The sequence below is a fragment of the Rhodohalobacter sp. 614A genome, from assembly GCF_021462415.1.
Classification (GTDB): Bacteria; Bacteroidota; Rhodothermia; order Balneolales; family Balneolaceae; genus Rhodohalobacter.
On the sequence record NZ_JAKEDS010000001.1, the window covers coordinates 1,860,952 to 1,886,368 of the forward strand.

Annotated in this window: 21 protein-coding genes; 4 read left to right on the plus strand and 17 right to left on the minus strand. The window is 41.2% G+C overall.

Annotation, left to right across the window (positions count from 1 at the left end; translation table 11 throughout):
• Positions 1–6: 6 nt before the first annotated feature.
• From L0B18_RS07580 to L0B18_RS07590, 3 genes are all read right to left on the minus strand, one after another.
• Positions 7–510: an OsmC family protein gene (locus L0B18_RS07580; protein WP_234570934.1), complete on the minus strand. Its 504-nt coding sequence runs from the start codon at positions 508–510 to the stop codon at positions 7–9.
• Between the two features lie 83 nt (positions 511–593).
• Positions 594–3,818, minus strand: a complete 3,225-nt coding sequence (locus L0B18_RS07585; protein ID WP_234570936.1) for a S8 family peptidase — start codon at positions 3,816–3,818, stop codon at positions 594–596.
• A 154-nt stretch (positions 3,819–3,972) separates the two neighbouring features.
• Positions 3,973–4,614: a class I SAM-dependent methyltransferase gene (locus L0B18_RS07590; protein WP_234570938.1), complete on the minus strand. Its 642-nt coding sequence runs from the start codon at positions 4,612–4,614 to the stop codon at positions 3,973–3,975.
• 329 nt (positions 4,615–4,943) lie between these two features.
• Between L0B18_RS07590 and L0B18_RS07595 the strand changes: the two genes are divergently transcribed.
• The 3 genes from L0B18_RS07595 to L0B18_RS07605 are packed head-to-tail and all read left to right on the plus strand — an operon-like array spanning position 4,944 to position 7,473.
• Complete coding sequence (locus L0B18_RS07595; RefSeq protein WP_234570939.1) at positions 4,944–6,467, plus strand: polymer-forming cytoskeletal protein; 1,524 nt, start codon at positions 4,944–4,946, stop codon at positions 6,465–6,467.
• Between the two features lie 12 nt (positions 6,468–6,479).
• Positions 6,480–6,917 (plus strand): hypothetical protein, encoded by a 438-nt coding sequence (locus L0B18_RS07600; RefSeq protein ID WP_234570941.1) that lies wholly within the window; start codon positions 6,480–6,482, stop codon positions 6,915–6,917.
• 1 nt (position 6,918) lies between these two features.
• Positions 6,919–7,473: a hypothetical protein gene (locus tag L0B18_RS07605; protein WP_234570943.1), complete on the plus strand. Its 555-nt coding sequence runs from the start codon at positions 6,919–6,921 to the stop codon at positions 7,471–7,473.
• Between the two features lie 341 nt (positions 7,474–7,814).
• Here L0B18_RS07605 and L0B18_RS07610 read toward each other — a convergent pair whose 3' ends face one another.
• The 12 genes from L0B18_RS07610 to L0B18_RS07665 form a co-directional block, all read right to left on the minus strand.
• Positions 7,815–9,047, minus strand: a complete 1,233-nt coding sequence (locus L0B18_RS07610) for a type II secretion system protein GspD (RefSeq protein ID WP_234570948.1) — start codon at positions 9,045–9,047, stop codon at positions 7,815–7,817.
• 12 nt (positions 9,048–9,059) lie between these two features.
• Positions 9,060–9,932 carry a hypothetical protein gene (locus tag L0B18_RS07615; RefSeq protein WP_234570950.1) on the minus strand — a complete coding sequence of 291 codons (873 nt, stop codon included), beginning with the start codon at positions 9,930–9,932 and terminating at the stop codon, positions 9,060–9,062.
• Between the two features lie 3 nt (positions 9,933–9,935).
• Entirely contained in the window at positions 9,936–12,206 is a 2,271-nt protein-coding gene (locus L0B18_RS07620) for an SPOR domain-containing protein (protein WP_234570952.1), read from the minus strand.
• A gap of 12 nt (positions 12,207–12,218) precedes the next feature.
• Entirely contained in the window at positions 12,219–13,442 is a 1,224-nt protein-coding gene (locus L0B18_RS07625; RefSeq protein ID WP_234570954.1) for a type IV pilus twitching motility protein PilT, read from the minus strand.
• Positions 13,443–13,449: 7 nt separating this feature from the next.
• Positions 13,450–13,956, minus strand: a complete 507-nt coding sequence (locus L0B18_RS07630; RefSeq protein ID WP_234570956.1) for a cyclic nucleotide-binding domain-containing protein — start codon at positions 13,954–13,956, stop codon at positions 13,450–13,452.
• A gap of 372 nt (positions 13,957–14,328) precedes the next feature.
• Entirely contained in the window at positions 14,329–16,113 is a 1,785-nt protein-coding gene (locus tag L0B18_RS07635; RefSeq protein ID WP_234570958.1) for a GspE/PulE family protein, read from the minus strand.
• A 573-nt stretch (positions 16,114–16,686) separates the two neighbouring features.
• Complete coding sequence (locus L0B18_RS07640; protein ID WP_234570960.1) at positions 16,687–16,974, minus strand: type II toxin-antitoxin system RelE/ParE family toxin; 288 nt, start codon at positions 16,972–16,974, stop codon at positions 16,687–16,689.
• A gap of 14 nt (positions 16,975–16,988) precedes the next feature.
• Complete coding sequence (locus L0B18_RS07645) at positions 16,989–17,207, minus strand: addiction module protein (protein WP_234570961.1); 219 nt, start codon at positions 17,205–17,207, stop codon at positions 16,989–16,991.
• A gap of 638 nt (positions 17,208–17,845) precedes the next feature.
• Positions 17,846–19,198 carry a type II secretion system F family protein gene (locus L0B18_RS07650; RefSeq protein ID WP_234570963.1) on the minus strand — a complete coding sequence of 451 codons (1,353 nt, stop codon included), beginning with the start codon at positions 19,196–19,198 and terminating at the stop codon, positions 17,846–17,848.
• Between the two features lie 48 nt (positions 19,199–19,246).
• Positions 19,247–19,687 carry a hypothetical protein gene (locus L0B18_RS07655; RefSeq protein WP_234570965.1) on the minus strand — a complete coding sequence of 147 codons (441 nt, stop codon included), beginning with the start codon at positions 19,685–19,687 and terminating at the stop codon, positions 19,247–19,249.
• Between the two features lie 86 nt (positions 19,688–19,773).
• Positions 19,774–20,205 carry a hypothetical protein gene (locus tag L0B18_RS07660; RefSeq protein WP_234570967.1) on the minus strand — a complete coding sequence of 144 codons (432 nt, stop codon included), beginning with the start codon at positions 20,203–20,205 and terminating at the stop codon, positions 19,774–19,776.
• Between the two features lie 511 nt (positions 20,206–20,716).
• Positions 20,717–20,980 (minus strand): hypothetical protein, encoded by a 264-nt coding sequence (locus L0B18_RS07665; RefSeq protein ID WP_234570969.1) that lies wholly within the window; start codon positions 20,978–20,980, stop codon positions 20,717–20,719.
• Between the two features lie 202 nt (positions 20,981–21,182).
• Between L0B18_RS07665 and L0B18_RS07670 the strand changes: the two genes are divergently transcribed.
• A complete protein-coding gene (locus L0B18_RS07670) occupies positions 21,183–22,442 on the plus strand; it encodes a M16 family metallopeptidase (RefSeq protein ID WP_234570972.1) in 1,260 nt (419 codons plus the stop codon).
• A 492-nt stretch (positions 22,443–22,934) separates the two neighbouring features.
• Here the strand turns inward: L0B18_RS07670 and L0B18_RS07675 are convergent, their stop codons facing one another.
• Both L0B18_RS07675 and L0B18_RS07680 read right to left on the minus strand, forming a co-directional pair.
• The gene (locus tag L0B18_RS07675; RefSeq protein ID WP_234570974.1) at positions 22,935–23,132 is read right to left on the minus strand and encodes a PID-CTERM protein-sorting domain-containing protein; all 198 of its coding nucleotides are present in this window, start codon (positions 23,130–23,132) and stop codon (positions 22,935–22,937) included.
• A 12-nt stretch (positions 23,133–23,144) separates the two neighbouring features.
• Positions 23,145–25,355 (minus strand): choice-of-anchor E domain-containing protein, encoded by a 2,211-nt coding sequence (locus L0B18_RS07680; RefSeq protein WP_234570976.1) that lies wholly within the window; start codon positions 25,353–25,355, stop codon positions 23,145–23,147.
• Positions 25,356–25,417 lie beyond the last annotated feature (62 nt).

Sequence of the window (25,417 nt, forward strand, 5' to 3'; positions counted from 1 at the left end):
ATCTCTCTATTTACTGTGATTGATGGTAATTGACGGTTTTGAAACCAAGGTTTGATAAACAACACAATAGCGTTCGGTCAGTTTCAGGAGGGTTTCAATTTGGTCGTCGGAAGCCTCCGTTTTCAAATCAAAATGGAGCCGGATTTCTTTAAAACCAACCGGCGCTTCTTTGGAGACTCCCAAAGTGCCCCGAAAATCCAGGTCTCCCTCAGCCGAAATGGTGGCGTCTTTCAGCGGACAATCAATGGCTGTGGATACGGCATTTAGAGTAACGCCGGCACATGCAACAAGAGCTTCGAGCAGCATGTCTCCCGAACATACCGCCATGCCGGAACCGCCGGTTGCAGGATGAAGGCCGGCTTTGACCATTGCCTGTCCCGTCTCAATTTTGCAGGAAACTCCTTCTTCCAATTTTCCGGATGCCTTTAATGTGATGAGGGCCGATTCAGGGTCTTTTTTATATTTTTCTTTGAGGGGAGCCTGAAGATCACGTATTGCTTTTGAATCCATGGAGTCTGGTTAAATTCTTTTTCTAAAAGGTATGAGGAAAATGGGTGAAGGTCACCTCAAATCAAAGAAGAAGTGTAGCGGTGTTATTTGATTAAAACCATTTTTTTGGACACCACAAACTGTCCTGTCGTTAGCCTGTAAATGTAAACGCCACTCGACAAATTTGATCCGTCAAACGTAATGGTGTGATTTCCCGCATTTTGAGATTCGTTCACAAGCGTTGCTACTTTTTGTCCGTCAATGGTATAAATATCCAACTCCACACTGGAAGTTTCAGGCAGTGCGTAACGAATGACGGTTGAGGGATTAAACGGATTCGGATAATTTTGTTCGAGATTAAATTCCGATGGAGTTTCCTGTGTTTGATTGATAGCCAGTGGTTCCGGGTAAATAGTCAGAGTAAACCGGGTGTCAGCTGTAGAAGTTTTATCCACCGTCTTCAATTTCATGGAATAGGGGAGCGATTTTACTTTGGCTTTCGATTCAGACAATGAGAAAAAATAGCGGTCTGATTTTTTCATATCGATCACCGAACCGTTTTGATGGTCTGAAAGTGTTAGCGTCCAGGTGGACGGGATATTTTGAAATTCCGGCCAAACCAATTCTACAGAACCGGCCAAAGGAATATATCCGTTGTTATCGGGCTGCCACGCATCCACAGAAATTGGAATTTTTAGAGGTTCCTCCAGGGAAACGGGTAAATTTTTAATCAGGTAACCGATATCATCCACTTCAGACCGAAGAGAAAGGAATGGCTTATAATCCAGAGGATAGAGGTAGGGAGCGTCATTCTCATTTTTTTCAAGAGAACCTGAATCGGAAAAGCTGAACCAGGTATCGGCGGAGTATTTTCCATTTATCTGGGCGGCTATCTGGATAACAGGCGTCGGGCTCCCTTCTTTATGGAACGTAGAAGAAGCACTGGTTTTGGCAGTTGTTGGAATGGTAAGAGTGGGTGTGCTGCCGTGGGTTGAGACAAAAAATCCCTGGAAGGGAGCTATAAGCCCATTTGAAAGACTGCCGCCACTACCGTTCCATGCCCGAAAGCCACCGCCGGCATCGCCGCCGGATGCATCAGGATCTACAAATGGCTCCGGTTGAAAATCATGGTCGTACACATAAACGATGTTTCCGACCTCACTGTTTTTAACAAACTCATCAAAATCTATCGTTGTAGCAAACGGGTTGCCAAGCAGAGTAAACGAAGAATCCGAAGGAGTGCCGGAATATAAAAGATCACTCACGTCCACATCGTTAAGATTCTCTATCCCATTAACAGTAACCGTTTTTGACCAACCGTCTGGTGTGCCGTCATCATTATCATCTTCATAAACAAATACAGCAAAGCCGCTGCCGATACCCACAGAATTTTGAAGGTCGGATACGGCAGGATAACTGTCATTTGATCCGTCAAAAGTTCTGACATTTGAACTTGGGGCAGGTGGATAATCGGAATTCGTCGATCCTTGAGTCCAAAGGGGATCAAGGAATTCCTGGTAGGTTGTTGCCAAAGGAGAACTGAAAAATCTCCAACCTTCTTCCGTTCCGGTAATTTGCTGTTGATAATCTACGCCTTCGTTTCCGGTGATGATGAGAGATAAATTTTGGCTGCCATTTGTAAGCGAATTTTTATGAGTAATAGTAACGGTATAAATCTCATCCGCCGTGGGAGCACTGATATTCACCATCTCAATATTGTCGCGAATATTATCACCTGTTGTGGCATCATCGCCGGGAATTGAAGGATTCAGCGTATAGGGTTGATGGGTTGTTGAACTCTGGTCCTCAAGTTGCAAGTCCAGGTCGTTTACCAACATAAGGTTGGTTGGATTTAATGTTCCATAGGCTGCCGGAGTACCTGGCGGATCTGTCCATGCCATTGTGATTCTCAGGTCTTCAGAACCAGAAGCCTGAACTGTAAATGAAATCGTTTCACCGTCTTGCAGCGTTAATTCCTTGATGTGAAGTCCGCCCTCGGAATTATTCAAGCTCATTACTTCGGCTGCTTTTTGAGTATCCATCAACCCCCAGCCAAATGTATAATCGGGGCCGGGGTTTCCCAGGTCTTTTGCTGTATGAAGAACCAAAGCCTTCAGTGTGGACGAAAGAAGAGTTTCTCCCGGTTGCAGGTTCTCCTGATGTTCTAATAATAACCCGATTGACCCGCCGATCATTGGAGCGGAAAATGAAGTTCCCGAACCAGTACTATAAGCACTATTGCCAGAACCACTGGTAGAATATACATCCACACCTTTGGCTACGATATCGGGTTTAATTCTACCGTCATCAGTTGGGCCAAGTCCGGAATCAGAAGATAAATCTTCGTTTGTATCTACAGATCCCACGGTAATTACATTTTTTGCAAGGGCATTGTAGGTAATACTGTCAAATCCGTTAGTACCGCCATCATCTTCGTAATTATTGTTACAACCATTGCCGCTGTCATAATTGGAGCAGAGAACATAACCATCCGTTTCATAGACAAAATAATCTTGGTTGTCTTTAATGAGTGAGGGTGCTGTATCTCCCCGTTGATTTCCGGCAGGTGTAATAATGAGGTAATTGGGTGCATTAAAGGCAATTGTATCCCATACTTTCGCGAATGTCTCGTCATAAAACCCAAATGAAAAATCCTCAGTTGCGGTGGCGTCACCTTGCCAGTACCAATCACTTCCTATCATATTCCATCCGGCTTCATATCCATAAGGATGAACGGATAACAATAGCCCTCCTGCCGCTGCATCTACCATTTCTCCATGATCATCATTCCAGTCATAACTATTCAAGTTCGCTTCAAATGCCATGCCTTTGGCATCGGAATCCAGACCAGAAGCAATCATAGTTCCTGCAACTCGTGTTGCGTGATTATTGACAGAGGCAGTATTATCAATGACAGTTACTCTTCCTGAAAACTCGGCATGTGTATCACGAACGATTCCAGCATCCCAAATCCCGAGTGTTTGTCCATTGCCGGAAAGACTTAATCCTGCGGCGCCACCGGAATAAACTTCGTCAGTATTAAGGAGATCGGCGCCATCCGCATTAAACGTGGTTGCATAAACCGGTCTTCCATTTACAAATCGTCTTAACTCAGTTACACGTCCGTTTTCAAATTCGTGGCGAATCGGGATGCCAAGCGAATCTGCCAGTTTCAGGGCTTGTTCTTTTTCTTGCTGAAATTGAACAGAATATGTTTTTGAGAGTTGGTTGAGCTTTACCTGGTGAGCTTTATTTTGTGCATTCAGCTCCGCAACCTGGATGAGAAGAAAAAGAGAAAGCAAAATTAAAAGTTGAAAAAACCGCCCCATGTGTAGTGAAAGTAGATTTAGGAAATAATCAGCTCTTACTCAAAGAGTATAAACGATTTTAAGTTAATTAAAAATCATTAATAAAAAATAAGGGGAGTTCATCATTACCCGGGTGAAGCCCAATCTCGATCAGAACTTATTTTAAAAATATAGATTAGATGTCCCGTTTATGTAGAAGAATAACTCTGTCCCCAAGAATAGTCAGCCCAGCGGATAACTGATTTGCCAACCAACGAAATGTTTTCTCAGAATAAAGTGAAACATGAGTGTCTTCTTTTATATAGTACCATTCGCCAAAAGGTTCATCTTCAGGTCTCAGAAGGGTCATAATGCCGAGATTCCCACCCGGTTTTAATAACTTCCATAATCTCTCGAACTCCTTTCCGGGATCGTAGAAATGTTCTGCCGTTTCAGTTGACGTGATAAAGTCATAGCTGTTATTAAATACAGAAGGGGTATTAGCATAAAACGGATCAAACGTCTCCACCCGATGTCCAGCCTCTTCAAACATAATACTTAGTGTTGGCCCCGGGCCTGAACCAAAATCCAAGCCATAGCTGTTGGGTTCAATTCTATCTTTAAGCGGATCGAATATTTGGCTCAAAAAATCCCGGTAGTTTGGGTCGTTGGGATCATTTTCATGATTGTCGTACCGCTGTTTTTCATCGGCAGGAGGGAGCCTTTCTTCCGGGGTTACAAACACCAAATCACAAACAGGGCAGTGTAAATAAGTATAAATGTCATTTCTATGATAATGAACGGCTGTGTTTTGATGGCAAAGCGTGCAAACCGGCATGAATACAGGGAATAGTGGTTAAGCTTAAAAAGAATTTTGTAACTAACAATGGACGAAGATGTAAACTTAATCATGTTCTTTAGAGTGAAAAATGATCATGACTGAAGCAAATGTTAAAAAAGAAAAAAGTTTTGTGATCAAAAATATTGGTAAATTATGATTCAACTGGTCATTTATAATATTTTTTTATAATATAAAAAACTATTTTGGGGTAGTGTGCCGTTATAGTTGTTTCAATTAGAATTTTTGATGTTCTGGTAAAAAACGCGATTTATAATTGATCAGGAAGAATTTAATAGATTCATACTCTTTTTAAATAAAGGCTTTGTATGGGTAAATACGCAATTTTTATAGTCTCTGCTCTCATTTTTTCTCTTCTTACGTACTCAAGTGCATTGAGAAATGCTCTTTTTATGTCTAACACACGGACCGTCGAAAGTCATGGTACGAATCAGGCGTATAATATTGCGCAAAGCGCGATGATGATTGCTGCGAAGGATCTTGTTACGAATGGGGAGGGTAGTTCTTTTTATCCACCTGACAGTACATACGCTTATCCCTCAGTGAATGGGTTTCAGAATTGGGGAGGTATGCATGGATCCTATAATATATTTACGAGAAACCAGGGAGACACATTATTCACAATCCAATCAACTGGTAGATTTGATGGCAGTACATATATTGTATCACTTGGAATAATAAAGACTACTACAGGCGGCGGAGGTGGATTCCCATGGCCTGCTTTTGATGCCGCTATCTATACTGAAGAAGATTTTGACTATAAAAATGGTGTAATTACTGGTGATGTATATTCTGGGGGAAAATTTTCACTATTATCTAATGGAACTGTTAAAGGAGATGTTTTTGTTCCAAATTCTGATATCTCAGAAGCTGTTTATATGAACAGTGGCACAATAGAAGGTAGCCTCTATACTAATAACATACATGCTAACGCAGTAGAATATGATAATTGGGGTGCAACAATAATCGGAGACTTAATGGTTGGTCCAGGTGCTGACCCATCAGAGGTTGCCCCCCCGATTAGTCAATGGCATCCGGGGCATGTGCAGGGTACTCAAGGGGCATTAAGTGAACCTATACCTGAAATAAATATGCCTCAACCCGAATTTCCTGAAACACCTTCTACTTCACTTAGCTTACCACCTATCTACGTAAGCGGTAATACAAATCAAACTTTAGATTTAACTTCTGGAAGCGCCTCAATCTCTTCCATTGATATTCATAATGATACAAATTTGACAGTGTATGTTGGAGATCAGGACAGAACTCTTGTTGTGAATGATTTCAATGTAACACAAGGACATTTAAATGTAGTATCTGAGGGTGAAGGACGGTTACAGCTTTTTATTCAGGATAGCTTTACTCTTAATTCAGGAAGTACAATGAATCATAATTTAAATCCAGGTGGAAATCAGCGTGATCCATTGAGTTTGTTAATTTCATACGCTGGTTCCGGGGGGATAGAATGGAGTGACAATCAAAGGGTCAATGCTAATTTATTCATTAAAGAGGCTGATTTTGCAATAGGAGGGAGTACAGATATGAAGGGAAATATTATAAGTACAGGTGAATTTTTAAAATTTTATGGAGATTCTGATAATTTCTCTCGACTTATTTATGCTCCGAACGCTCATATTCAAATGGGTAGAGAAACATGGGGTGGAGGTTCACCGACAATCCTGGGAAGTATCGTTGCAAAAACAATGAATGCCCCGTCAAATATAACTGTTACATATTCTACTGATTTTGAAGATACATTACCGGATTTACCAGGTAGTGGCGGAGGTGGTGGTGCCGAAACCACAGAATTTGCAATTACCTATTGGAATTAATGGAGAGGTAAAATGTCAACCGGACAAGTTTTTCTTACTTTAGCATCGCTGGTTCTTCTGGGATACATCGTGTTAAACATCCATCGAATGTATGCCGGATCTGTTGAAAGCACAGTGGATATGCAAATGACTTCCGATGCGGTAAATTTTGGTCGTGATTTGAGTGAGGAGATACAGTCTTATGCCTATAAGTATAGTCAGCTGGACGCCGATTTTGCGGATCTGGACGATCCCACGGATCCTAATGCGCGACGTTCCGATACCTCACAGGTGGGCCAGATTTTTCATGCAACAGTGAACCTTCTTGATAAAGCAGATCTTTTGCCAGATATGGCCGGTAATCAGCCAGGGAAAATCGCAGAAATTCGGGTATATGAGGAAGTGGATGACACTCTCCAGTTTAAAGCTGAATTAGTAACTTCAGTCATAGATATGAATTCAGGATCATAATATGGGAGTACAAATTGATTTAATAGTACCACCTATTATCATTGGATTGTTGATTATTCTAATCTTCAGGCTCAATGCTTTTATTATGGAAACATCGGTTGATAACCGTCTCAATAATGATATGCAAACGTTTGCTGAAGTTACTTCACGGGTTATACAAGAAGAAGTTAAAAAAGCATCAGAAATCGACAGTCCTGGCGGTGCTGGTATTCCTGATACAGTACTTGAGTTTATAATAGCTGACCCTTGGGGAGTAAGTCTGGGTGAGAAAGTTACGATTCAAAGATCAGGAAGAAATCTTGAAGTAATTAAAGAGAACCTTGATACGGCTACTGCGGATACAGTCATTTATCCATCAAGCCTTTCTGTGCTTGAATTTAATATGGAAAGGAAACCTGACACAGCTCCGCAACCATATTATTTGAATGTAAAAATAGAAACTGAGAGTAATCCAAATCATCATGCCTCTATGAGAGACTTGGATAAAACTGTAAAAGGCTTTGCAGAAAATGAGATTTATTTGAGAAATGTTCATCGAATTTGTTGCATTCCTTAATGAATGAATTTCATGTTTAGCCTGAAATAAGCGAGAGCCTTCTTTTAACAACATCGCCAATTGCTTGCCAAATGGTTTGAAAACAGTGTAAAAGTACACTGGTAATTTGTCGAAGGTGTACCAAGGATGATACAAGGATGCCCCAACCTATCTCTATCCCCATCCGTTTCTTTATGAAAGGCGGCAAGCTTCGTGAGTCATCAATTGAGTATATGGAATTGAAGATATGTGTGAAGTTGGTTCACTTATCCAACCAATGACTCCCTGATTAATTTATTACAGCGTGAAAGCGAAAACCACCGCCTGATGGATAGATAATCAGAATGTAGGATCTCTCTTGTTTAATCGTTATCCGTTTTTCCTTCAAGGGATTGTTGGCTTTGCATCCGCTGAATTTCTTCCCTGAATTGCTGCCGGGTTTCATCCAGCAAATCGGGTCGCTCTCTGAAAGGCTGATTGAAACGTTCTTCAAGAGATGGCACCAATTCAACTTTCAGAAGTACAACCAATTCCTGTATGGTTTGCTGGGTAGAGTTAAATCCAAAAAGGTATCGCAATCCCAAGAACCACCACGGAAGATCCTTCAAAAAGGGAACGCCCCGACGAAGTGTCTCTACATTCGTTTCATATAAACCTGCTATGACTGTACTCTCTCCGCTCAGCAAGAGTACTTCGGTCATTGCTTCCTGTTTGTTCACAATTGTACTGACAGGATCAGGTTGAGCGGTACTACGTTCCGTCTCAACAGTCATGTAGATGAATGGAGTTCCGTCTTCTGAATAGTAGACATTTGGAGTTACATTCAGAATGGTCCCGGTGCTAAAAAATTCATCGGTAATATTTCCTGCAAAGTCTCGCTGTTTGATTGAAAAATCCTGGCCAACCTGGATGTTACCGGTTCTGCCGTCTAATACCTTAATGGATGGGGATGAGAGTACTTCACCATTTCCACTCTCTTCAAATGCCCGGAAAAGCGAGGTAATATCCCATCTTCCGGTCGAAAAGATTTCACTCCAGTTTACTTCCACATCAAACATTTCACGCTGTACGTCGATGGCAGATGCCGTTTGTACCCGAACTTCGCCGTTTTGAACGGCAGACCAATCGATACCTAACTGGCGAAGCATATCCCGATCTCCCTGGAAGAATGTCGCCGAAATTTTTATTTCTCTCGATCTGAAATCAACGTCAATCTCTTCTTCGTCCTCTTCTTCTTCATCCGTTCCCTGTTCCCGATCCAGGGGGATATTGCGTATTTCATAATACTTTTCGTACTCGGTAACATATAAATTATTGAACTCGGCAATTCTGCTTAAGGCATCTTCCCAGTGCATTTGCGGAATATCCAAACCAATTGCTCCCTCAAAACTAGACTGATTAACAAAAATCTTATTTCTGAATTCAATAGAGAGTTCTTCAAGAATACTTAACGCATCTTGAAAGGCGATATCTTTTGAGAGGACCACAAGTTCATCAGGGTTTGTGTATTCTCTGACAGGTAAGCGATCCTGGCCCAAAACCGTTTGAACCCCCATCAAAAGTATCAGTATTGAAAAAATAATTGGCTTTTTCATGTTGTTATCCATCTAAGGATTATCAGAATTTTCTTGTGAGAGTGAAAGGGTAACTCTGTCAATAATACCCCCTTTGTTTAGTTGAAATACAGCTTGTTGGTTTTCGAGATTAATGCTTATAAGTCTGCCCAGGTAAACCCTGTCGCCTACTCTGAGACGTTTTAATACACCGGTTTGGTCAATAATATGTGCAGTGTTACCGGTTAATGCAATCAGTCGGCTACTTTCAACATTAGTTAAATTTTCAATATTAGGCGGAATGGGGCGAATCAATGGATAATAAGGATTGTGCAGGATACTACCCAGCGGAGAAGAGGTTGACAGATCTGCTCTGTAACTGCTCCAGTCTCCTCTTCGATAGTAAGCACTTAAGACAACCTGGAATTGAACGATGTTTAATTTCTCCAATTCAGACATATTTGTAAGCTGAACGGAACGGATTTGAATGAGAGGTCGGCTATACTCAATCCTGTATAAAAAGTTGGTTAAATTTTCGTAGTTGCCTTCTCCTTCTATATCTGCATTTACAATTCCATGGTCGTCATTTTGTATGGAGTCGGCAAAAGAATAATTTAGCTCTGTAAAAGAAAGCCCCTGGTTTAATTGTTGCAAATAATCATACAGCGCACTCGAACTGTGAGAGGGAAATAATTCTTTGGGATGATTGATTCGGCTGTAAATGGCGTCATTGTAGTTAGCCTGCGCCGTGGAGAACTGATTTGCGTAGTTCTGTACTTCCTGGAGTTCATTCTGTTTTTGATTCAGTGACTCCCGGGTGGTTATAATTTCATCATCAAATCTATTATGTATATACAGCCATCCGCCACCTACCATTATGACGAGGGTCAGTAATAAAATGATTGTATTTCGTATACTATATTTCATTGTCTATTGTCCCTCCCTGATGCGAATGATAAAATTACGCTCCCTGTACTCATCAGGTAGTTCTTGCACAGCTTCCAAAGCTGAAGAAACCGTTTCAAATTGTCCAACACCGATTCGCCACCACGTTCGGTTATCTGCCAAAATTACATCCCATAAGGTAGCTTTATATCCTTCGTCTTTCAGAGTTTCTTCTTCCTTTTTCGCTCTTTCGCTATCGGTGATGGAGTGCAGGACAATAGTATAGGCTCCTTCTAAAAGCTGTTCTTCGGGCCCCATTAATCCGTAAGAACTCGAAGAATTAGTTGGGGATACAATAGCCGGGACTGATATTTCGCGTTGCGGCTCATTTGTGGCTTCAGTATTTGCCTGTACCGGGTTGGAAGTTGGAGGTTGAGGGGTTTGTGAAGAGGTGTTTCCCTGGGAACCGCCAGACACCGGATCTGGTTGTTCAGCAGTGGCTGGGCTCTGAGTTACATTTCCACTCGATTCATCATAAAATTCCTGCTCCGGACCCTCATCGGTTGATGAGTAATTAATCTCGATTTCAGAGCCTTGTTCTGCATCATAATTCCGTTGTGGCAAATCAATGAGAAACGGTTGCATATCCTGGCGAATATTATTTACCCGCATGGTAAAAGAATATACCGTTTGTCCTCTAATATCCGTTTCAGATACGCTTTGAATATTGCCATCCGTAAAAAGAGAAGCGAATTCAGGAATCTGTTCACGAGTCAGCGAGAATCCTTCAAATTGCAGACTATTATTATTTGAAGTGCTGAGAGAAGTCAGCCAGAGATTGGGTATCTCGAAGACGCCTTCGTTTAGCATCCGGATTGTTTCAGACCATTGCTGGCTGTACTGGGCCAGTGAATAAAGGCGTTCATTCTCAGTTTGTATTTCGGCTGTTTCAGCCATCAGGTCTTCCGTCATGGTGGCCACAGGCCGCAACTCATCAATCTGTGTGTTAAGAAGCCGTATTTCCTGCTGCAATTCCGTTAGCTCATTAGAACGGGTTTGGTACAGGTAATTGAGAAAAAGCGGGGTTAATGCTATCAAAATGAGGATGAGAATACCGTGCCATTCCAGCTTCAGAACCCGTTGTTTTTCACGAATATATTCGGGAAGAAGTGAAAGCTGAGAGAACTCTTTTTCGTGCACACCACTTGCAGCCCATGCCGCGCCAATGGCTGTCATGTATGGCTGAAGGTAGACGGGAGAATTCAGGATTTCATCCGCATAACTTAAATGTTTGTGATGAGGTGTTAAAAAATCAACCTCAACATCCTCAAATTGTGTTGAGAAATATTTCTTGGCTTTTTCACTCATTTTTGCGGAGCGAACCAACAGAAGCCTGTTGATTCTAGGGAGATCACCCTTGTCGATTTCAAATAGTATTTTGCTAAATATCGTATTCAAAATATCATTTGAACTTTCCCCTTCGGTGATGATGGGTAAAACATTTACAATCTGTTTGCCCTTCATAAACAGAACTCTGCTGGAGGAGGAGCCGATAGCAATCAAGCCCGTAATATCGTCTTTGGCCAGTGTGTAGTTTGTTCGTGCAAGACCCGCCCAAATAGCTTCATCAGGTAATAACTCGTGGATGAGTACTTTTTTCTTAAGATAAGTTTCAGAGAGCTCAAGAAGGTTGATGAAGTTATACTCATCAGCACTATAGGCAAGAAGGCAGTTGTTCTCGTCAATCTGTACCCACGAATACTGATCGGGATTGATCTCCTGATCGTACACCGGCTGTAATTTATCCCTGAAGAATTCGTGGCGTTCACTTTTCTTCATGGAACCCGGGTTCGCGTTTTTTAAAACCTGGAAAGTAGTTCTCCCAAATGGGATATGGGTACCGATTCGAATTTTGTTATTACCATATTGGGAGAGATAGTCTGCAAGAAGTTGTTCATTATCTCTTTCTGCTTCCGCCTCATCTTCAGTTTTGGTCATATCAAAACTGTCTTCCAGATCGGTAGATTCTTTTTTCTCAAGGGACGTACCTGATCCGGATCCATCAAAGTCATTGAAATCATCAAAGTCCGATCCACTCTTTGATGAAGGATTAGCAGGGTCTAATTCAAAAATCTCTTCATAATCTTCAGAAAAATCGAGATCGCCAATACCGGGTTCATGGACTGTACTGATCGGGTGGGGGAGGTCAATGGTATCTACCTCAAGCAGTTCCAGCCCATTTTTGACAACTCGCAAACGTGCCATTCGAAGCCGGTTATCTTCGTATGTTAAGCCTATAAATTCTTTTTTAGCCAAAGCAGTTATCTTTTATCTTAAAAGTTGTTTGATGCGAGTTTTATTGTTTGCTTGGTTAATTGCTTCTTCGGGACTAATTATTCGCTGATTTACCAATCGTACCAAATCCTGCTCTAACGTATGCATGCCGAACTGACCGCCTTCATTCAACATCTGGTAAATCTCTGAGACATTATTATTCTTAATAGCTGCCCGTACAGGCGGAGTGGCAAGAAGTACTTCTTTTGCTAACACACGAGTTCCTTCAAGAGTATTAATCAATTTCTGGCTAATTACACATGTCAAAACATCGGCAAGACGAACCCGAACCCGTTCCTGTTCATTTAAAGGAGTTTCACCAATAATTCTGTCAATACTCTCCATAGCCGAAGCCGTATGAAGGGTTGAAAATACTTTGTGTCCTGAGTCAGTCACCTCAAGTGCATTCCGAATGGCTACATCATCACGAAGTTCTCCAATAACTACAATATCCGGATCCTGTCGCATGGCCTGAACAATTCCATCCCGAAATGACGCAACATCCTTTCCAACTTCCCTGTGCCGAATGATACACTTTTGTGGTTTATGAACCAACTCTATCGGGGAGGCAACGATAACAATATGCCCTCTGACAGATCGGTTATTTGCATCTATGATTGTATCCAGTGTGGTTGATTTACCGGACCCCGTAATACCGGTTACCAACGTTAAACCGTATTTTAAATATTTGAGGCTTAAATGCCGTGCAACTTCCGGGTGAAGATTCAACCCGGAAAATGGCCTGATTTCATTGTTAATCTGGCGCATGTTCATCGCAAGATTATCCATGTCGAAATAGACGGTAGCACGATAACGGCGGTCTCTGTCGAATGAAAGCGAATATGAAAAGTCGATACTGCGATTCATCACAAGATGCTCCATCTGTTCATCACTGAGCAAATTGAGAATCAATAAATTTGTTTCAAGTAATGTATACTGCTGGCTTTTCTCCCAGGCTTTTTTCGTGCCATGAATACGATACCATACCTTCCCGTTACAGCCATCTCCTCCAAGATCAACATCCGATGCTTCAACTTTTTGCATACGGTTTAAATACTCTTCTATATGATTTCTGAGCATTTTTCGCTCATCGGAGGGCAACTCATATACAAGATTGATCAGATATTGAACTACATCCATTCCCCTAAGCTCTTCGGGAACCACCGATAAGGTTTTGTCAAAATAGGATTTAATATCCTCTTGTACTGATGTAGCCATAACTCCCTTAGTTATCCTCGTTAGGTTGATGAATCAATTTCCGTTGAATATACAATAGTTTTTTTCCTGCGTAAATAAGCTTTTGATTTTGCAGGTCTATTAAATTCATGATAAAGATCTTAAATAAGCGATCAGGCCTTCCTTCAAAGAATTTTAGTACGGTTTCCCGCTCAAAACGTATGACTGCTGCGGGCCTTGTAGCGATCAATGTACCTGAGGGAGCCCTGTTTTTAAATAAAAAAGTCTCACCGATAAAATCCCCAGCCTGAAGTTTAGCTATATAAACATCTTCTTTAAAAAGAGAAACACTGCCATCTGTAACCAAAAAACCGTCATTTACAAAGAGGTCTTTTTCAGAAACTATGGTATCACCCGCATTGTATTCTTCAAGTTTTCCACATAATAAAAACTCTCTGAAATCTTCCGGCGGAAATTTACGAAGCAGGAGTGGAGTTACATCCAAAACCTGTTGTACTCGCTGATGATGTAACAAGTCATTTTTTTGACTATCCATTATTCGCCAATCTTAGATTATCTTTTTTCATCAAAAAACATTTCATTTTTGATATCAAATTGCACCCAAAATTTCAGATATCTTGAGCGTAAACAGTCTGATCATTTTTATGTAAGAGAGTTAGCAAGTAACTTCTTTTTTGCTTTTAGCATAAAAGCACGAATAGTCCCATTCGCGCCATTCATTAAATTGGCAGTAAACATATTACCGGCCAAGTCAATCACCCCCGCAAAAATCCAAAGTACTGTTTAGCGTAGTATTATCTTAATAATCAAATATTAGTAATATTAATAATTTTTAATAAATAAATCTTATATGCACTGAATCCTTTTGTTATTTCTTGCAAAGTTTTTCAAAAGGTTTGTTATTTCATTAATCTTCTAAAGTGATGGCCATCACTTCGTCGATCGTTGTAATACCATTTCTGATTCGTTGTCGCCCTGATGCTCTCAGGGTTAACATCCCCTTACTGGTGGCATGTTTGCGAAGTGCGTCTTCATCAATTTCGTCACCTGCATCGAATATCATTCGTTTTATTTCATTATCAAAAAACAAAGCTTCCATTATGGCAATTCGCCCATCATAGCCATTGTTACATTTATCACAACCAACGGCCTTGTAAAAAGTGATTTTATCAATTTCGTCATCTGTAAATCCAAGATTTCGGGCAGGCTGCCTAATCGCATCTTTATCAAAAGGCTGTTTACAGCGAGTGCAGAGTTTTCGGACAAGCCGCTGAGCCATCACCAGGTTAATGGCATTGGCAATAAGGAAAGGTTCCACACCCATTTTAAACAAACGCGATACGGCACTGGGGGCGTCATTGGTGTGAAGTGTGGAGAAGGTAAGGTGACCGGTATTGGCAAGTTTAATGGCAATTTCTGCCGTTTTGAGATCCCGAATCTCACCTACGAGTACAATATCAGGGTCATGCCGCAAGATTCCGCGCATTGCCTGATCAAAGGACATGTTTTCTGAAATTTTTAACTGGCGCGCTCCCTTAATCAGGTATTCTACGGGTTCCTCAATTGTCAAAACATTGAATTCAGAACTCATAACCGTATGTAACGCAGCAACCAAAGTGGTCGATTTACCAGATCCCGTCGGGCCAGTGATTATAACGATTCCGGAAGGCTGATGAATGGCCTTGTTAAAATCTTCATGAGCCTTTTCCTGCAAACCAAGCTTGTTAAGGTCCGTAATAACCTTTCTATCGTCCAATACCCGGATAACAACAGACTCGAACTTACGCTCAAACTCTTCGCCTACCATTGGCATGATCGATACGCGGAACCGAATATTTGTGGCATCAATTCTACGTTGTATGTAACCATCTTGTGTAGAATCTCTTTCGAAACGGTCCACATTCATTGTTTTGTCTTTTACGACAGCTGACAGGGCTTCAGGTTTTATATTTGGCTGTGTATGCCACACCCTGAGACGGCCGTCCAAACGGAAAAGGATGTCCGTCATATTTTTTTTACCGGGAATAATATGAATATCACTGGCGCCTTTTCGAACAGCCTCAACCAGCATACCCTCCACAAGGGAGTTAAGCATGCTTTTATTAATCTCGGCATCAAGTTCTTCCTCATCCAGCTCTTCTTCTGTGATTTCCGGCTCTTCGTATTCAATATCATCCAGAATTCTGAGAAACTCGTTTCTCTGCTCATAAACTTTATTGATAATGAATTCAACCGTTTCCTGTTTACAATAGGTTAATTCATAAAGTTTATAGGGCAGCTCAGAAGCAATGATGGAAAGCTGAGGGTCTGTTGGATCTGCAGCGGCAAGAATTATAAGATCTTTATCGGCTTTAAAGGGTACCGCTTTACGATAGATCATTTCATCCCCAACCTCTTCAGGAATTTCATCCATCATTTTTCGGATGTTCTCTATCAATTTTTTTGAAGGGGAACCATTTGGCAATACCTCCCGAAAAGCATAAAGACGGGAGATCGTCTTCATTACTTCATGGCGGTCTGCACCAAAATCTTCAACAATAATGGAACTGAGGCGCCGGCGAATAGAAGCTGGCTCTGATTGATGGGTTTTTATAGCCTTTTCCAGATTCTCACGGCTGATAATATCGCTTTCGATAAGAGCTTCTCCAAGCCGTTTTCGAACGAAGAAGTTATTTTTTTTAACGGTGTTCATGTTGCAATGAAGTGTGCCTTACAGCCAATAATGTGAAGGGTGACCTGAATCCTGTAGACCTAATAATATACTTAATATTCAATTATTTACAATATAAGCGTTTTTTGAGTAATTAAGTATTGAGACCGATTGATATGGGAATGCAGTAAAGAAGAAGCGGTTTGCTTTTACACTTTACAAGTAAACGTTTATTCAGAGTTTAAAGTATGAAATGAGGTTGATAAATTGAATAAACGCGTTTCCAGGGCGGGGGATATCTCATAAAATTAGCCTTTGTCTTTATAAAAGATCTTTCAACTCCATCCCGTCTCTCTACGTTTGTCTGCATTTCGCTTAATATTACAGATTTTAAACATAATGCATCACATAGCCTTGTATTGGTTTTGTCTTGTTATTTTTGGACCGCCAAAAGTAACCAAAAACTCTCAGCTGTGATTTCTCCGGCGCTTTGTTTCAAACCATAAATACACCAATCAAGGCTTAAGAATTGGAAGTCCAACAGCGTAACGTAATATAAAAGCAGAACCTCCAGGGAAGGATTACGAAGGAGACCATTGTAACCAGAAAATACATTCATGTCTCAATCCGATCTTTCCAATAGCCAGGCTTTCTGTGGAGGTGTGCAATAGCAACTATCAATATGAGATTTTCATCTATAATTTGATAGATTATTCCATAAGGAAAGCGGTTTGTCAGACATCGATGTGTTCGCTTTGAAAAGGGAGTCCATGCTGTGGGATTTGTTCGAATTCTTTTAAAGGCAGCGAGAATGTCATCGATAAATTCAGAACCCAATCCACGAATCTGTTTTTCATAAAAATCGAATGCATCTTCCAGTTCTTTCTCTGCTGGAGTTAACAATCGTATTTCCAAAATTACCGATTTTTAAACTTCAAGATCGCTTCTTCAACCGATACGGATGAAATCTTTCCTTCCTGATAAGCATTTATCCGGCTTTCGGCTTCCTTTTTCCAAAGACGATCAATAGCCTCATCAGGCACGTGTAGGCTCTTAATGAGAAGATCAATTATCTCTGCTTTATCTTTAACAGGAAGAGCTATAACCTCATTGATAAGTTTCTCTTTATCTCTCATACAAACTAAAATAAAATTCAGGGTTCACAGATCAACTTTACGCTAAACGTACAAATACAACACAAAAGATGATACCCTCGGTATGGGATATATTCGTGGCTCTCTGTATTTGTCTGCATTCCGCTTAATATTACAGATTTTAAACATAATGCATCACATAGACTTGTATTGGTTTTGTCTTGTTACTTTTGGACCGCCAAAAGTAACCAAAAAAACTCTCAACTGTGATTACTTCCGGAGGCACGATTTGCACACAGATTCACAACATGATGACTCCCAAGTGAGCCGATACTGCGATTTCTCCCGTGCTGTGTTCAAAACGTTATACCTCTGCCAATCAAGGTTTACTTTTCATGTTGAACAGAAGTTCTTTGCTTTTACTTCGAAATAGCTTGTCCCAAACAGCCGGGGAAGTTGAAATGTGTTTTCGACTCCGTTCCGACTAAAAAAAGTAGAAACGACGCTCAACCTGACGATGTACAATAAATTTTATATCGAACTCACATTAAAGAATGGTAGAACCGAACCGAGGGATACGAAGGAGGTCTTCGTATCCAGACAAACGATAAAAGCGGAATTTCCGGTGGGATTACAAGATCCCCGAAGCATGGCCGTACTTATACTCACTCAAGAGAGAATTATACTCCATATCCGCCGCTACCGTAATTCGGTTTAATGATAGCCGCTTCAGAAGACACAATCGTGATGTAAATAAGAGCAAGGAAAATAATTAAATTAATGAAAAGATTAATCCAATTAATCACCGATTCCATTTTATAGGTTGTCTGCTTTTCGTAATAATCGGCTAGCTGGCCCGAATTTTCTTTCAGAGAACCGGATTCGGCGCCAAGGCGATAACGGCTAAGTGCACTTTTTGGGAATACTCTTGTTTCTTCGAGGGCTTCAATTAGCCCGGCTCCGTCTTCAAGCATTCTGCGAATGGCTACTTCTTTAATTTGCTTTTCGATATAGGTATTCCGGCAGGCTTCTGCGGCGATTCGTATTACTTCAATATTTTGCCCCGAACCACTATAAAGAGTATGAAATACTCGAGAAAAAATTTCAATACTTGTTTTATGTAGCAATTCTCCGATAACAGGGATTTTTAAGAGAAGACGATCAAGAAGCAAACGCCCCCTTTGGTTTTTCCACATAACGTATAAAACTACAAAAGGAAGGATATGTGCCAGGGTAACAAGAAACCAGTTGTCCTGAAGCCAGTAGCTGATGGCCAGCGCCTGGGCTGTAAGGGGCGGCAGTTCGATGTCAAATTCAAGAAACATTTCAGCGGTAATAGGAAATACGTATCCAACAAAAAACAGCAATGTGGCAATCACGGCCAGAAGTGTAAATGTTGGCATAAACAGTGCCCGCCTCAGATTTTTTTTGAAGTCGGCATCCCGCTCCACAAATTTTGCCGTACTTTCAAATACGCTTGCCATATTACCGCTTGTAGAAGCAACACCCAGCATATAGGCCGCAAACTTTCCAAAGATGTCTTTGTGTTTGCCATATACTTCTGCACCTTCCTTACCATCCCGGAGGTCTTTTTGAATGGCCCGTATAACCTCCTTCATAGAACGGTTGGTGGTGTCTTCATAAAGAAGGGTTAAAATCTGGTCGTAGGGCAGTTTTTGCCGCAAAAGGTCAGCCGAAAGGCGAATAAAAGTAACTACCTCGTCTTTGGGCACCAAACCCTTAAAATCAAACCATTTTTTGCGCACGTAGTCTACGCGATAGCCCATTTTTACAAGGGCGCGTTCTACATCTTCAGAGGAATAGGCCTCCTGTTCTCCGTCTATCGGTTTGCTGCCATTTCTGCGGACCCGGTACAGAAATAATTTTTTTTCGTCGATGGAGTCTACTTTTAAAGACCGGGTTTGGGCTAATTTATATACTCTCTCTTTTGCGGCCTTTTTGGTCGGCGCATCAAACTCACGTAAAACGGTTTTACCCTGGGGTGTTTTTCCTAAGAAACGGAATTGAGGCATTTTGTTTCTATGAGTTCTTATTTAAAACTGCCAATGAATGAATATTTATTAGTTACTTGCACTCTGCTCTGAAATGCTATACATCCACTGATTTGTCTCCGAGTCTCTGGAGACAGTAATTTCTATATTACCTCCACCTGATCTGGGTTCTCCAGTAATACTTAGACTTGTAGAACTTTCAATATTGACTCTGTATAGTCCGTTTTCATTCTCAACAGATGTGCTATCAATAGCTAATTCGCCAGGTATATTTAAGCGGTATAATATTGAACCAATTGTTAGATTATTAAAATCACGCCCGGCTCCACTCATCATCAATGGACGCTCCCAAAGGGGTTGAATGTTGCTGGCAGCGGTAACCAAGTCTTGACGCATTGCGTCTCTGTTTGCATTATCAGCTCCTATCCCAAGGACGTTAACAGCAACAATCGTTGATATACCAACGACGATGACTACTAATATCACCAACAATAATTGTTGTTGTCCCATGTGATTAAGTTATATGCTTAAAAAAAAAAGAATTGAGGCAATAATATTATTGCCTCAATTAAATTAAACAAATTATTTAAACTCTGCTATTGCTCTGTTATAGTAACTTCCCATTCACCTGTAGTTGCATTTCGTTGAACAGTTGCTGTTAAGGTAATGTTTGGGTTACTCTCAGGAATTCCATCGATTTCTATTGCATCTGCTGCTGTAGCCTCAGCAGTGTATGTTGCATTTTCATTTTCAACATTTGAGCTATCTGCTGCTAAAACTCCAGGAATGTTAAGTCGAGCCAAAATTGTATTGTCAGTAACATTCTGAAAATCTCTATTTGCACCATTCATTAATGTTGGTCTTGTCCAAATAGCTTGTGCTTGAACTGAAGCAGCCATTAGATCCTGTCGAACAGCGTCAATATTCGCTTGGTCGGCAGCTGTTCCGAAGATATTGATAGCAACCACAGTGGCGATACCCACAATAATGGTTACCAGAATTACGAGTAAGAGTTGTTGTTGACCCATTTTAATTCACCTTTTGGTTATTTATGGTTTAGATCGTTATTTGTTAAAATTTAAAAATGTTTCGAAGAAGTGACAATATTATCTGAATTTGAGCAAATGAATCGCAAGATACGAATCCATTTGGTTTGAAGAATCTAAACTCGGTATCTCTCTGTTTAGTCTGTCAAATATTATAGATAATAGAGCCAACTTTCTAAGAACTAATTTATTAAAAAAAATTAATATTAAAAATTCTTGCTGAAAATCCGCTTACATCCTTATTTCCAGGCTGTAAATAACAGCTGAACTAACAAATATCAGTAATTAATTTTTAAAACATCAACAATATTAATATTAATTAATGCTGGCATAGAATGCTCTAATTTGCAAATTCTTCTAACCATTTAATAAGCAATGGTTTAGCCTAAAAAAGAAATAATATTATTAGCGAATTTTAATATTAATGTGTTTTAAGGAGGCTTGTCTTCGTGATTTGTTACAGAAAAGGTTGATGTTTAACGTGAATTTGAATTTAAAAATGGTAAAAATGTATAGAATGAATTCGTCCTTCCTTATTGAACATCCCAAAGGGATCCCTTCGAGACACTTTATAAATATCTGCTTTTATAAATGGTAGAAGCACGATTTTGTCGGGCAAGGGAAGCATCAGGAGATCCCTCACATTCGTTCGGGATGACAGTGTATTTGGGGTGTATGAAAGCGGCATATCAGGAATGGATATAAGGTAGGATTCTGCCTGTCGCTGCTTTGACAGAATTTTCAGTGATCTTGTCATTCAGAGTGAAGCCAACCGTGAGGAAGGCAGAACGAAGAATCTCTTAGGAGAAGACCTTTCATATCATAGTTGAGTTGTCTTTTTCACCTGCTAATTAAGAAGCATATGGCTCGAATTCAATGCGTTTATTTGCCGATTTATTATTAACCTTGCTTCTTCGTATTTTTTGCTCAAATAAATGATTGAGATTTAAACCCATTTTATGACACAGACGATTACTGACACCAAACAAAGTGTTCAAAAAACCATTCTGCCAAACGGCCTTAAAATAGTTACCGAACATATAGATAGTATTAAAAGTATTTCTGCCGGTATCTGGGTAAAAACCGGGAGCCGTAATGAACCGGACGCCAAAGCGGGCATCACTCACTTTTTGGAGCATATGCTTTTTAAAGGCACCGAAAACCGTTCAGCGTTTGAAATTGCCCAAAGTATGGAGTCGGTGGGTGGTTATCTTAACGCTTTTACTTCCACAGAGTACACATGTTATTATGCGCGGTGCCTGGACAGCAAACTGGAAGATGCGATAGACGTACTGAGTGATATGGTTCGCCACTCCACATTTCCGGAAGAGGAAATGCAGAAGGAGAAGAACGTTGTGCTGGAAGAGATGAAAATGTATAAGGACAGCCCTGACGACGTCATCCTTGAAGAATTCAGTAATCAGATTTTTCCGGATCATCCTATTGGCAGACCGGTTTTAGGGTTTGAGGATACGGTAGTGTCGTTTACCAGTGAGAGTTTATTTGATTATATAGAAGAGAGATATCAGCCGGATAATTTGCTGGTAGCTGTGGCCGGAAATGTAGATCATCAGGAAGTAGTGCATGCAGTTACCCGGTTGCTGGATCACGAGATGTCTAAGCCTACCGTGAATGAAGAACAGCCGTTACCTCCGTATGAAGTTACCCAAAAAGAAATTACCAAGCCGATTGAACAGGCTCATATGATTCTGGGCCGGCGCGCCCTGAATTACGATCATCCCGATAAATACCTATTGCTGCTGGCCAATACGCTTTTAGGAGGAGGGATGAGTTCCCGGCTTCATCAAAACATTCGCGAAAAATACGGGTACTGCTATTCTATTGGACCATTCAACCAGTCTTATCTCGATTCCGGGCTTTTTGGAGTGTATATCGGCACCGATAAAGATTATGTGCCCCATGTGCGTGAACTGATCAATAAAGAATTTGAACGGATGCAGAACGAAAAAGTGGGTGATAAAGAATTACAGGAAGCGAAAGCACATCTAAAAGGTAAGCTTCTTCTGTCACAGGAAAATACCAGTAACCGGATGACCCGGATGGCAAAAAGTGAAATCTACTTTAATCGTTATGTAACACTCGATGAACTTGTAGAGAATATCGATGAAGTGAATTCCGGTGATCTGCAAAACTTTTCGAAAGACTTTTTTGATCCTTCGATGTATTCAGAAATTTTGCTTGTACCTGAGAAAAAATAATGGCCTCGGATCGAGTGGAAGTAGATCTTTTTGCTTGATGTTCGAAAGTAGATTTTCAGTACAAGCAAAATAATATGGACTCAATAGAAATCTATTGAGAATTGTCAGTTTGAGCGTAGTTTCGGCCTCTTTTTTGGGTCGGAACGGAGTCGAAAATACACTTAGAACTTACATCAGATAAAAGAAAGATTAGTCAGTGTATCTAATTTGAAAAGCAGAATTCAACTGCTTTCAGGGAAATGCCTCATAAAGTAAAAAGAGTACGGGATAAATGTAATCAACAACGTCAATGAAGTCGAACATCATATTTCGACTTCATTCCGGTGGAAAAATACCATCGCGGAATTGTTCCGAAGGGATTCCTTCGGGGCGCTCAAGATGACGAAGTGATTTTAATGCTTCTACCTTATCCCGAACTCAAGTGATGATAAGGGGATCAATATCTGGCTTACCGGCAATGAGAGATATCTATTGCCGGCTTCACCTTTTCTGTTAAGCTTTCTTGTCCCGAAGCTTTTTAATAGCATATCCACCGCCAGCTGCTGCAAGAAGAAACAAACCGCCATCAATAGGGGTCTGTTCGGGTTTGCTTGGTGGTGGTGGTGGCTGGGCTGATGCCAGTTCCGGAAGTATAAATACTGCCGCTACAATAATGACTAAAACCAAAAGTGCAATGTGTAATTTCTTCATTTTATTGATCTCTTATTTAATCAGTGTCAGTTTACGGGTAAGTACAGTTGATCCGGCGTGCAAGCGGTACATGTAAACACCACTGGAGAGGCGAGACCCATCGAAGTCCACCGTGTGGGTTCCCGCGTTTACACTTTCATTAACAAGTGTGGATACATGACGACCTGCCATATCATAAACTGAAAGGGTAACCTCCGATTGTTGTGGAAGCTGGTAGGTTATCTGTGTAGTTGGGTTGAACGGGTTTGGATAGTTCTGTTGCAGATCATAGGCCGATGGCTGTTCCGATCCGCTGTTGATGCTTGCCTGAGTATTAATTAAAAAGCGGGGACCCGTATTTTTGTTCACACCTGCAGGCCTGGTTAAGCCTGTGGGGGCAGTCAAACAGCCCACAATAGCTTTGGCCGGAGCACCATTTGGGGTGAAGGTATACTCAGCTCCCTCGGTCAGCTCTATGCTTTCTCCGGTAACGGTGTCATGCAAGTAGAGTGGTGCCGTTACCCCAATCTTCAAATCGGTAAGGCTCAGAGTCATCGGTTTGTTAGAAGTGGTTTCAATTGAAAGGGGAATGCTTACCTGTTCGCTGGGATAAGGGAAATGCCCGATATCCATCATTTCTCCTTGTTTTACAGTAGAAAGCACAGCATAATCTTCTTCAAAGGGATAAAACTGTACAACGTCACTACTGGTAATTTCAGCGATGCTACCGTTATTGGAAAGCTGTACCCAAGCTGAGTTATAAACATTTTCTCCGCGAACTTCTATGCGCAAGTGGTCCGGCTTATCAGCCTTTTTCCCATAAAATGTTCCGGTTTTGGGAATTTTAACAGGGTCCTGAAAGTCAACACTGGGTGTGCCAGGAATCGCTGTATTTTGCACAACAAATCCCTGGCCGGCAGCGATAATGCCATCCGTTAAGTCTCCGAGTCCCGCATCGTTGGTGGAGACCCATCCGCCACTACCGCCATCAGCGTTGCGATCGTATACCCAAGCGGCCTGCTGGATACCTGTGGCATTCTCATATAAAAGGTTGAAGTCAATGGCAGTGTTAAATGGATTTCCTAACATGCTAAACCCGGCGCCTGCACTGGTAGTGCCATTGGGGGTTCCCAATGTGAGATTGGTGGGGCTGCTAATATCACCGAAATCGGCTACTTTTGGAAATCCGGCTGAGCTTGCGTTTTCAAACTCATCCTGCTCAAATACAGAGATAAGCACTCCGGTACCGGCCGGCATGGTTGCGTTCAAGTTGGTAACAGGGGTCCAATCAGTTCCGTCACTGTTTAATGTAAATACATTTGCACCTCCGGTAGAAGAACGAGCACCGGTGATACCACTTCCTTGTGTCCAAAGGCCGCCGTAGTTTGTGCCACCTGTTTCAAAAGCGCCAAAAAAGTCTGCGTAGCTTTGTTCTTCAGGTGAGGAGATAGTACGCCAGCAAGGGCCTTCAGTGATGGTGATGTTTGTAGGACTAGGTAAGTAGGTATACGTAATTTCCATCCCGCAACCGGCACTGGTCACTTGATCTGATTCGTTATTACCACCAGTAAGAGCAGTATTTAGATAAGTACCAGAAAAGCAGGTGACCTCGAATGTTCCTCCGCCAGCATTCTGGAAGGCACCGAAATCACCGGAAGAGGGGCTGAAGGATTCTGTATTATCCTCTACATTTTGTGTTAATGTACCAGAACTCACTGATTCACCTGGTTCAAGATTAGAAATGGGATAAGAGAATGTTATCTCCAAAGGGGCCTCCCAATCATAATAGCTAGTAGGGGCAGTGTTTACGTTTGGAGTTGTTAGAATTACCTCGTCGATATCAGGATTGGTAGACGTATAAAACATATTTAATGAGGTTGCGACACTTCCATTAGCACTTGAACCAGATCCTGCGAGATTAGAAACATTTATCACCGTTTCGCCGAAACCTGAATAAGTGATTTCAATACCGGTCAGTATTCCCAAATCCGAATCGAAGAGCTGTAACGTTCCAGTCTGATCATCGAAATCTGTGGATTGTAAATCACCCAGAAAACTCCCGCCAGAAACGGTTTCAAGCTGTGCATGGGCTTGGGGCACAACCGTCACCATCGAGGCGAGAACCATCAACAACGAAGCCACGCTGAAAAAAGATGTGCGCCTAATCTTGTGAAGCCTCTCGGGCCGGTCATATACTGTCAAACCAGTAAAAATCTGAATATATTCTTTATTTAATCTCTTCATTAGACTATCCATGTCGAAATATTGAATTTTGAAAACTATTGATCTTGAAATATCAAAGTTGA

Excerpts from the sequence above, each read along its gene's own strand:
- L0B18_RS07580 (WP_234570934.1), bottom strand. The coding sequence starts at position 510 with ATGGATTCAAAAGCAATACGTGATCTTCAGGCTCCCCTCAAAGAAAAA.
- L0B18_RS07585 (WP_234570936.1), bottom strand. The coding sequence starts at position 3,818 with ATGGGGCGGTTTTTTCAACTTTTAATTTTGCTTTCTCTTTTTCTTCTC.
- L0B18_RS07590 (WP_234570938.1), bottom strand. The coding sequence starts at position 4,614 with ATGCCGGTTTGCACGCTTTGCCATCAAAACACAGCCGTTCATTATCAT.
- L0B18_RS07595 (WP_234570939.1), top strand. The coding sequence starts at position 4,944 with ATGGGTAAATACGCAATTTTTATAGTCTCTGCTCTCATTTTTTCTCTT.
- L0B18_RS07600 (WP_234570941.1), top strand. The coding sequence starts at position 6,480 with ATGTCAACCGGACAAGTTTTTCTTACTTTAGCATCGCTGGTTCTTCTG.
- L0B18_RS07605 (WP_234570943.1), top strand. The coding sequence starts at position 6,919 with ATGGGAGTACAAATTGATTTAATAGTACCACCTATTATCATTGGATTG.
- L0B18_RS07610 (WP_234570948.1), bottom strand. The coding sequence starts at position 9,047 with ATGAAAAAGCCAATTATTTTTTCAATACTGATACTTTTGATGGGGGTT.
- L0B18_RS07615 (WP_234570950.1), bottom strand. The coding sequence starts at position 9,932 with ATGAAATATAGTATACGAAATACAATCATTTTATTACTGACCCTCGTC.
- L0B18_RS07625 (WP_234570954.1), bottom strand. The coding sequence starts at position 13,442 with ATGGCTACATCAGTACAAGAGGATATTAAATCCTATTTTGACAAAACC.
- L0B18_RS07630 (WP_234570956.1), bottom strand. The coding sequence starts at position 13,956 with ATGGATAGTCAAAAAAATGACTTGTTACATCATCAGCGAGTACAACAG.
- L0B18_RS07635 (WP_234570958.1), bottom strand. The coding sequence starts at position 16,113 with ATGAACACCGTTAAAAAAAATAACTTCTTCGTTCGAAAACGGCTTGGA.
- L0B18_RS07645 (WP_234570961.1), bottom strand. The coding sequence starts at position 17,207 with ATGAGAGATAAAGAGAAACTTATCAATGAGGTTATAGCTCTTCCTGTT.
- L0B18_RS07650 (WP_234570963.1), bottom strand. The coding sequence starts at position 19,198 with ATGCCTCAATTCCGTTTCTTAGGAAAAACACCCCAGGGTAAAACCGTT.
- L0B18_RS07655 (WP_234570965.1), bottom strand. The coding sequence starts at position 19,687 with ATGGGACAACAACAATTATTGTTGGTGATATTAGTAGTCATCGTCGTT.
- L0B18_RS07660 (WP_234570967.1), bottom strand. The coding sequence starts at position 20,205 with ATGGGTCAACAACAACTCTTACTCGTAATTCTGGTAACCATTATTGTG.
- L0B18_RS07665 (WP_234570969.1), bottom strand. The coding sequence starts at position 20,980 with ATGACAAGATCACTGAAAATTCTGTCAAAGCAGCGACAGGCAGAATCC.
- L0B18_RS07670 (WP_234570972.1), top strand. The coding sequence starts at position 21,183 with ATGACACAGACGATTACTGACACCAAACAAAGTGTTCAAAAAACCATT.
- L0B18_RS07675 (WP_234570974.1), bottom strand. The coding sequence starts at position 23,132 with ATGAAGAAATTACACATTGCACTTTTGGTTTTAGTCATTATTGTAGCG.
- L0B18_RS07680 (WP_234570976.1), bottom strand. The coding sequence starts at position 25,355 with ATGAAGAGATTAAATAAAGAATATATTCAGATTTTTACTGGTTTGACA.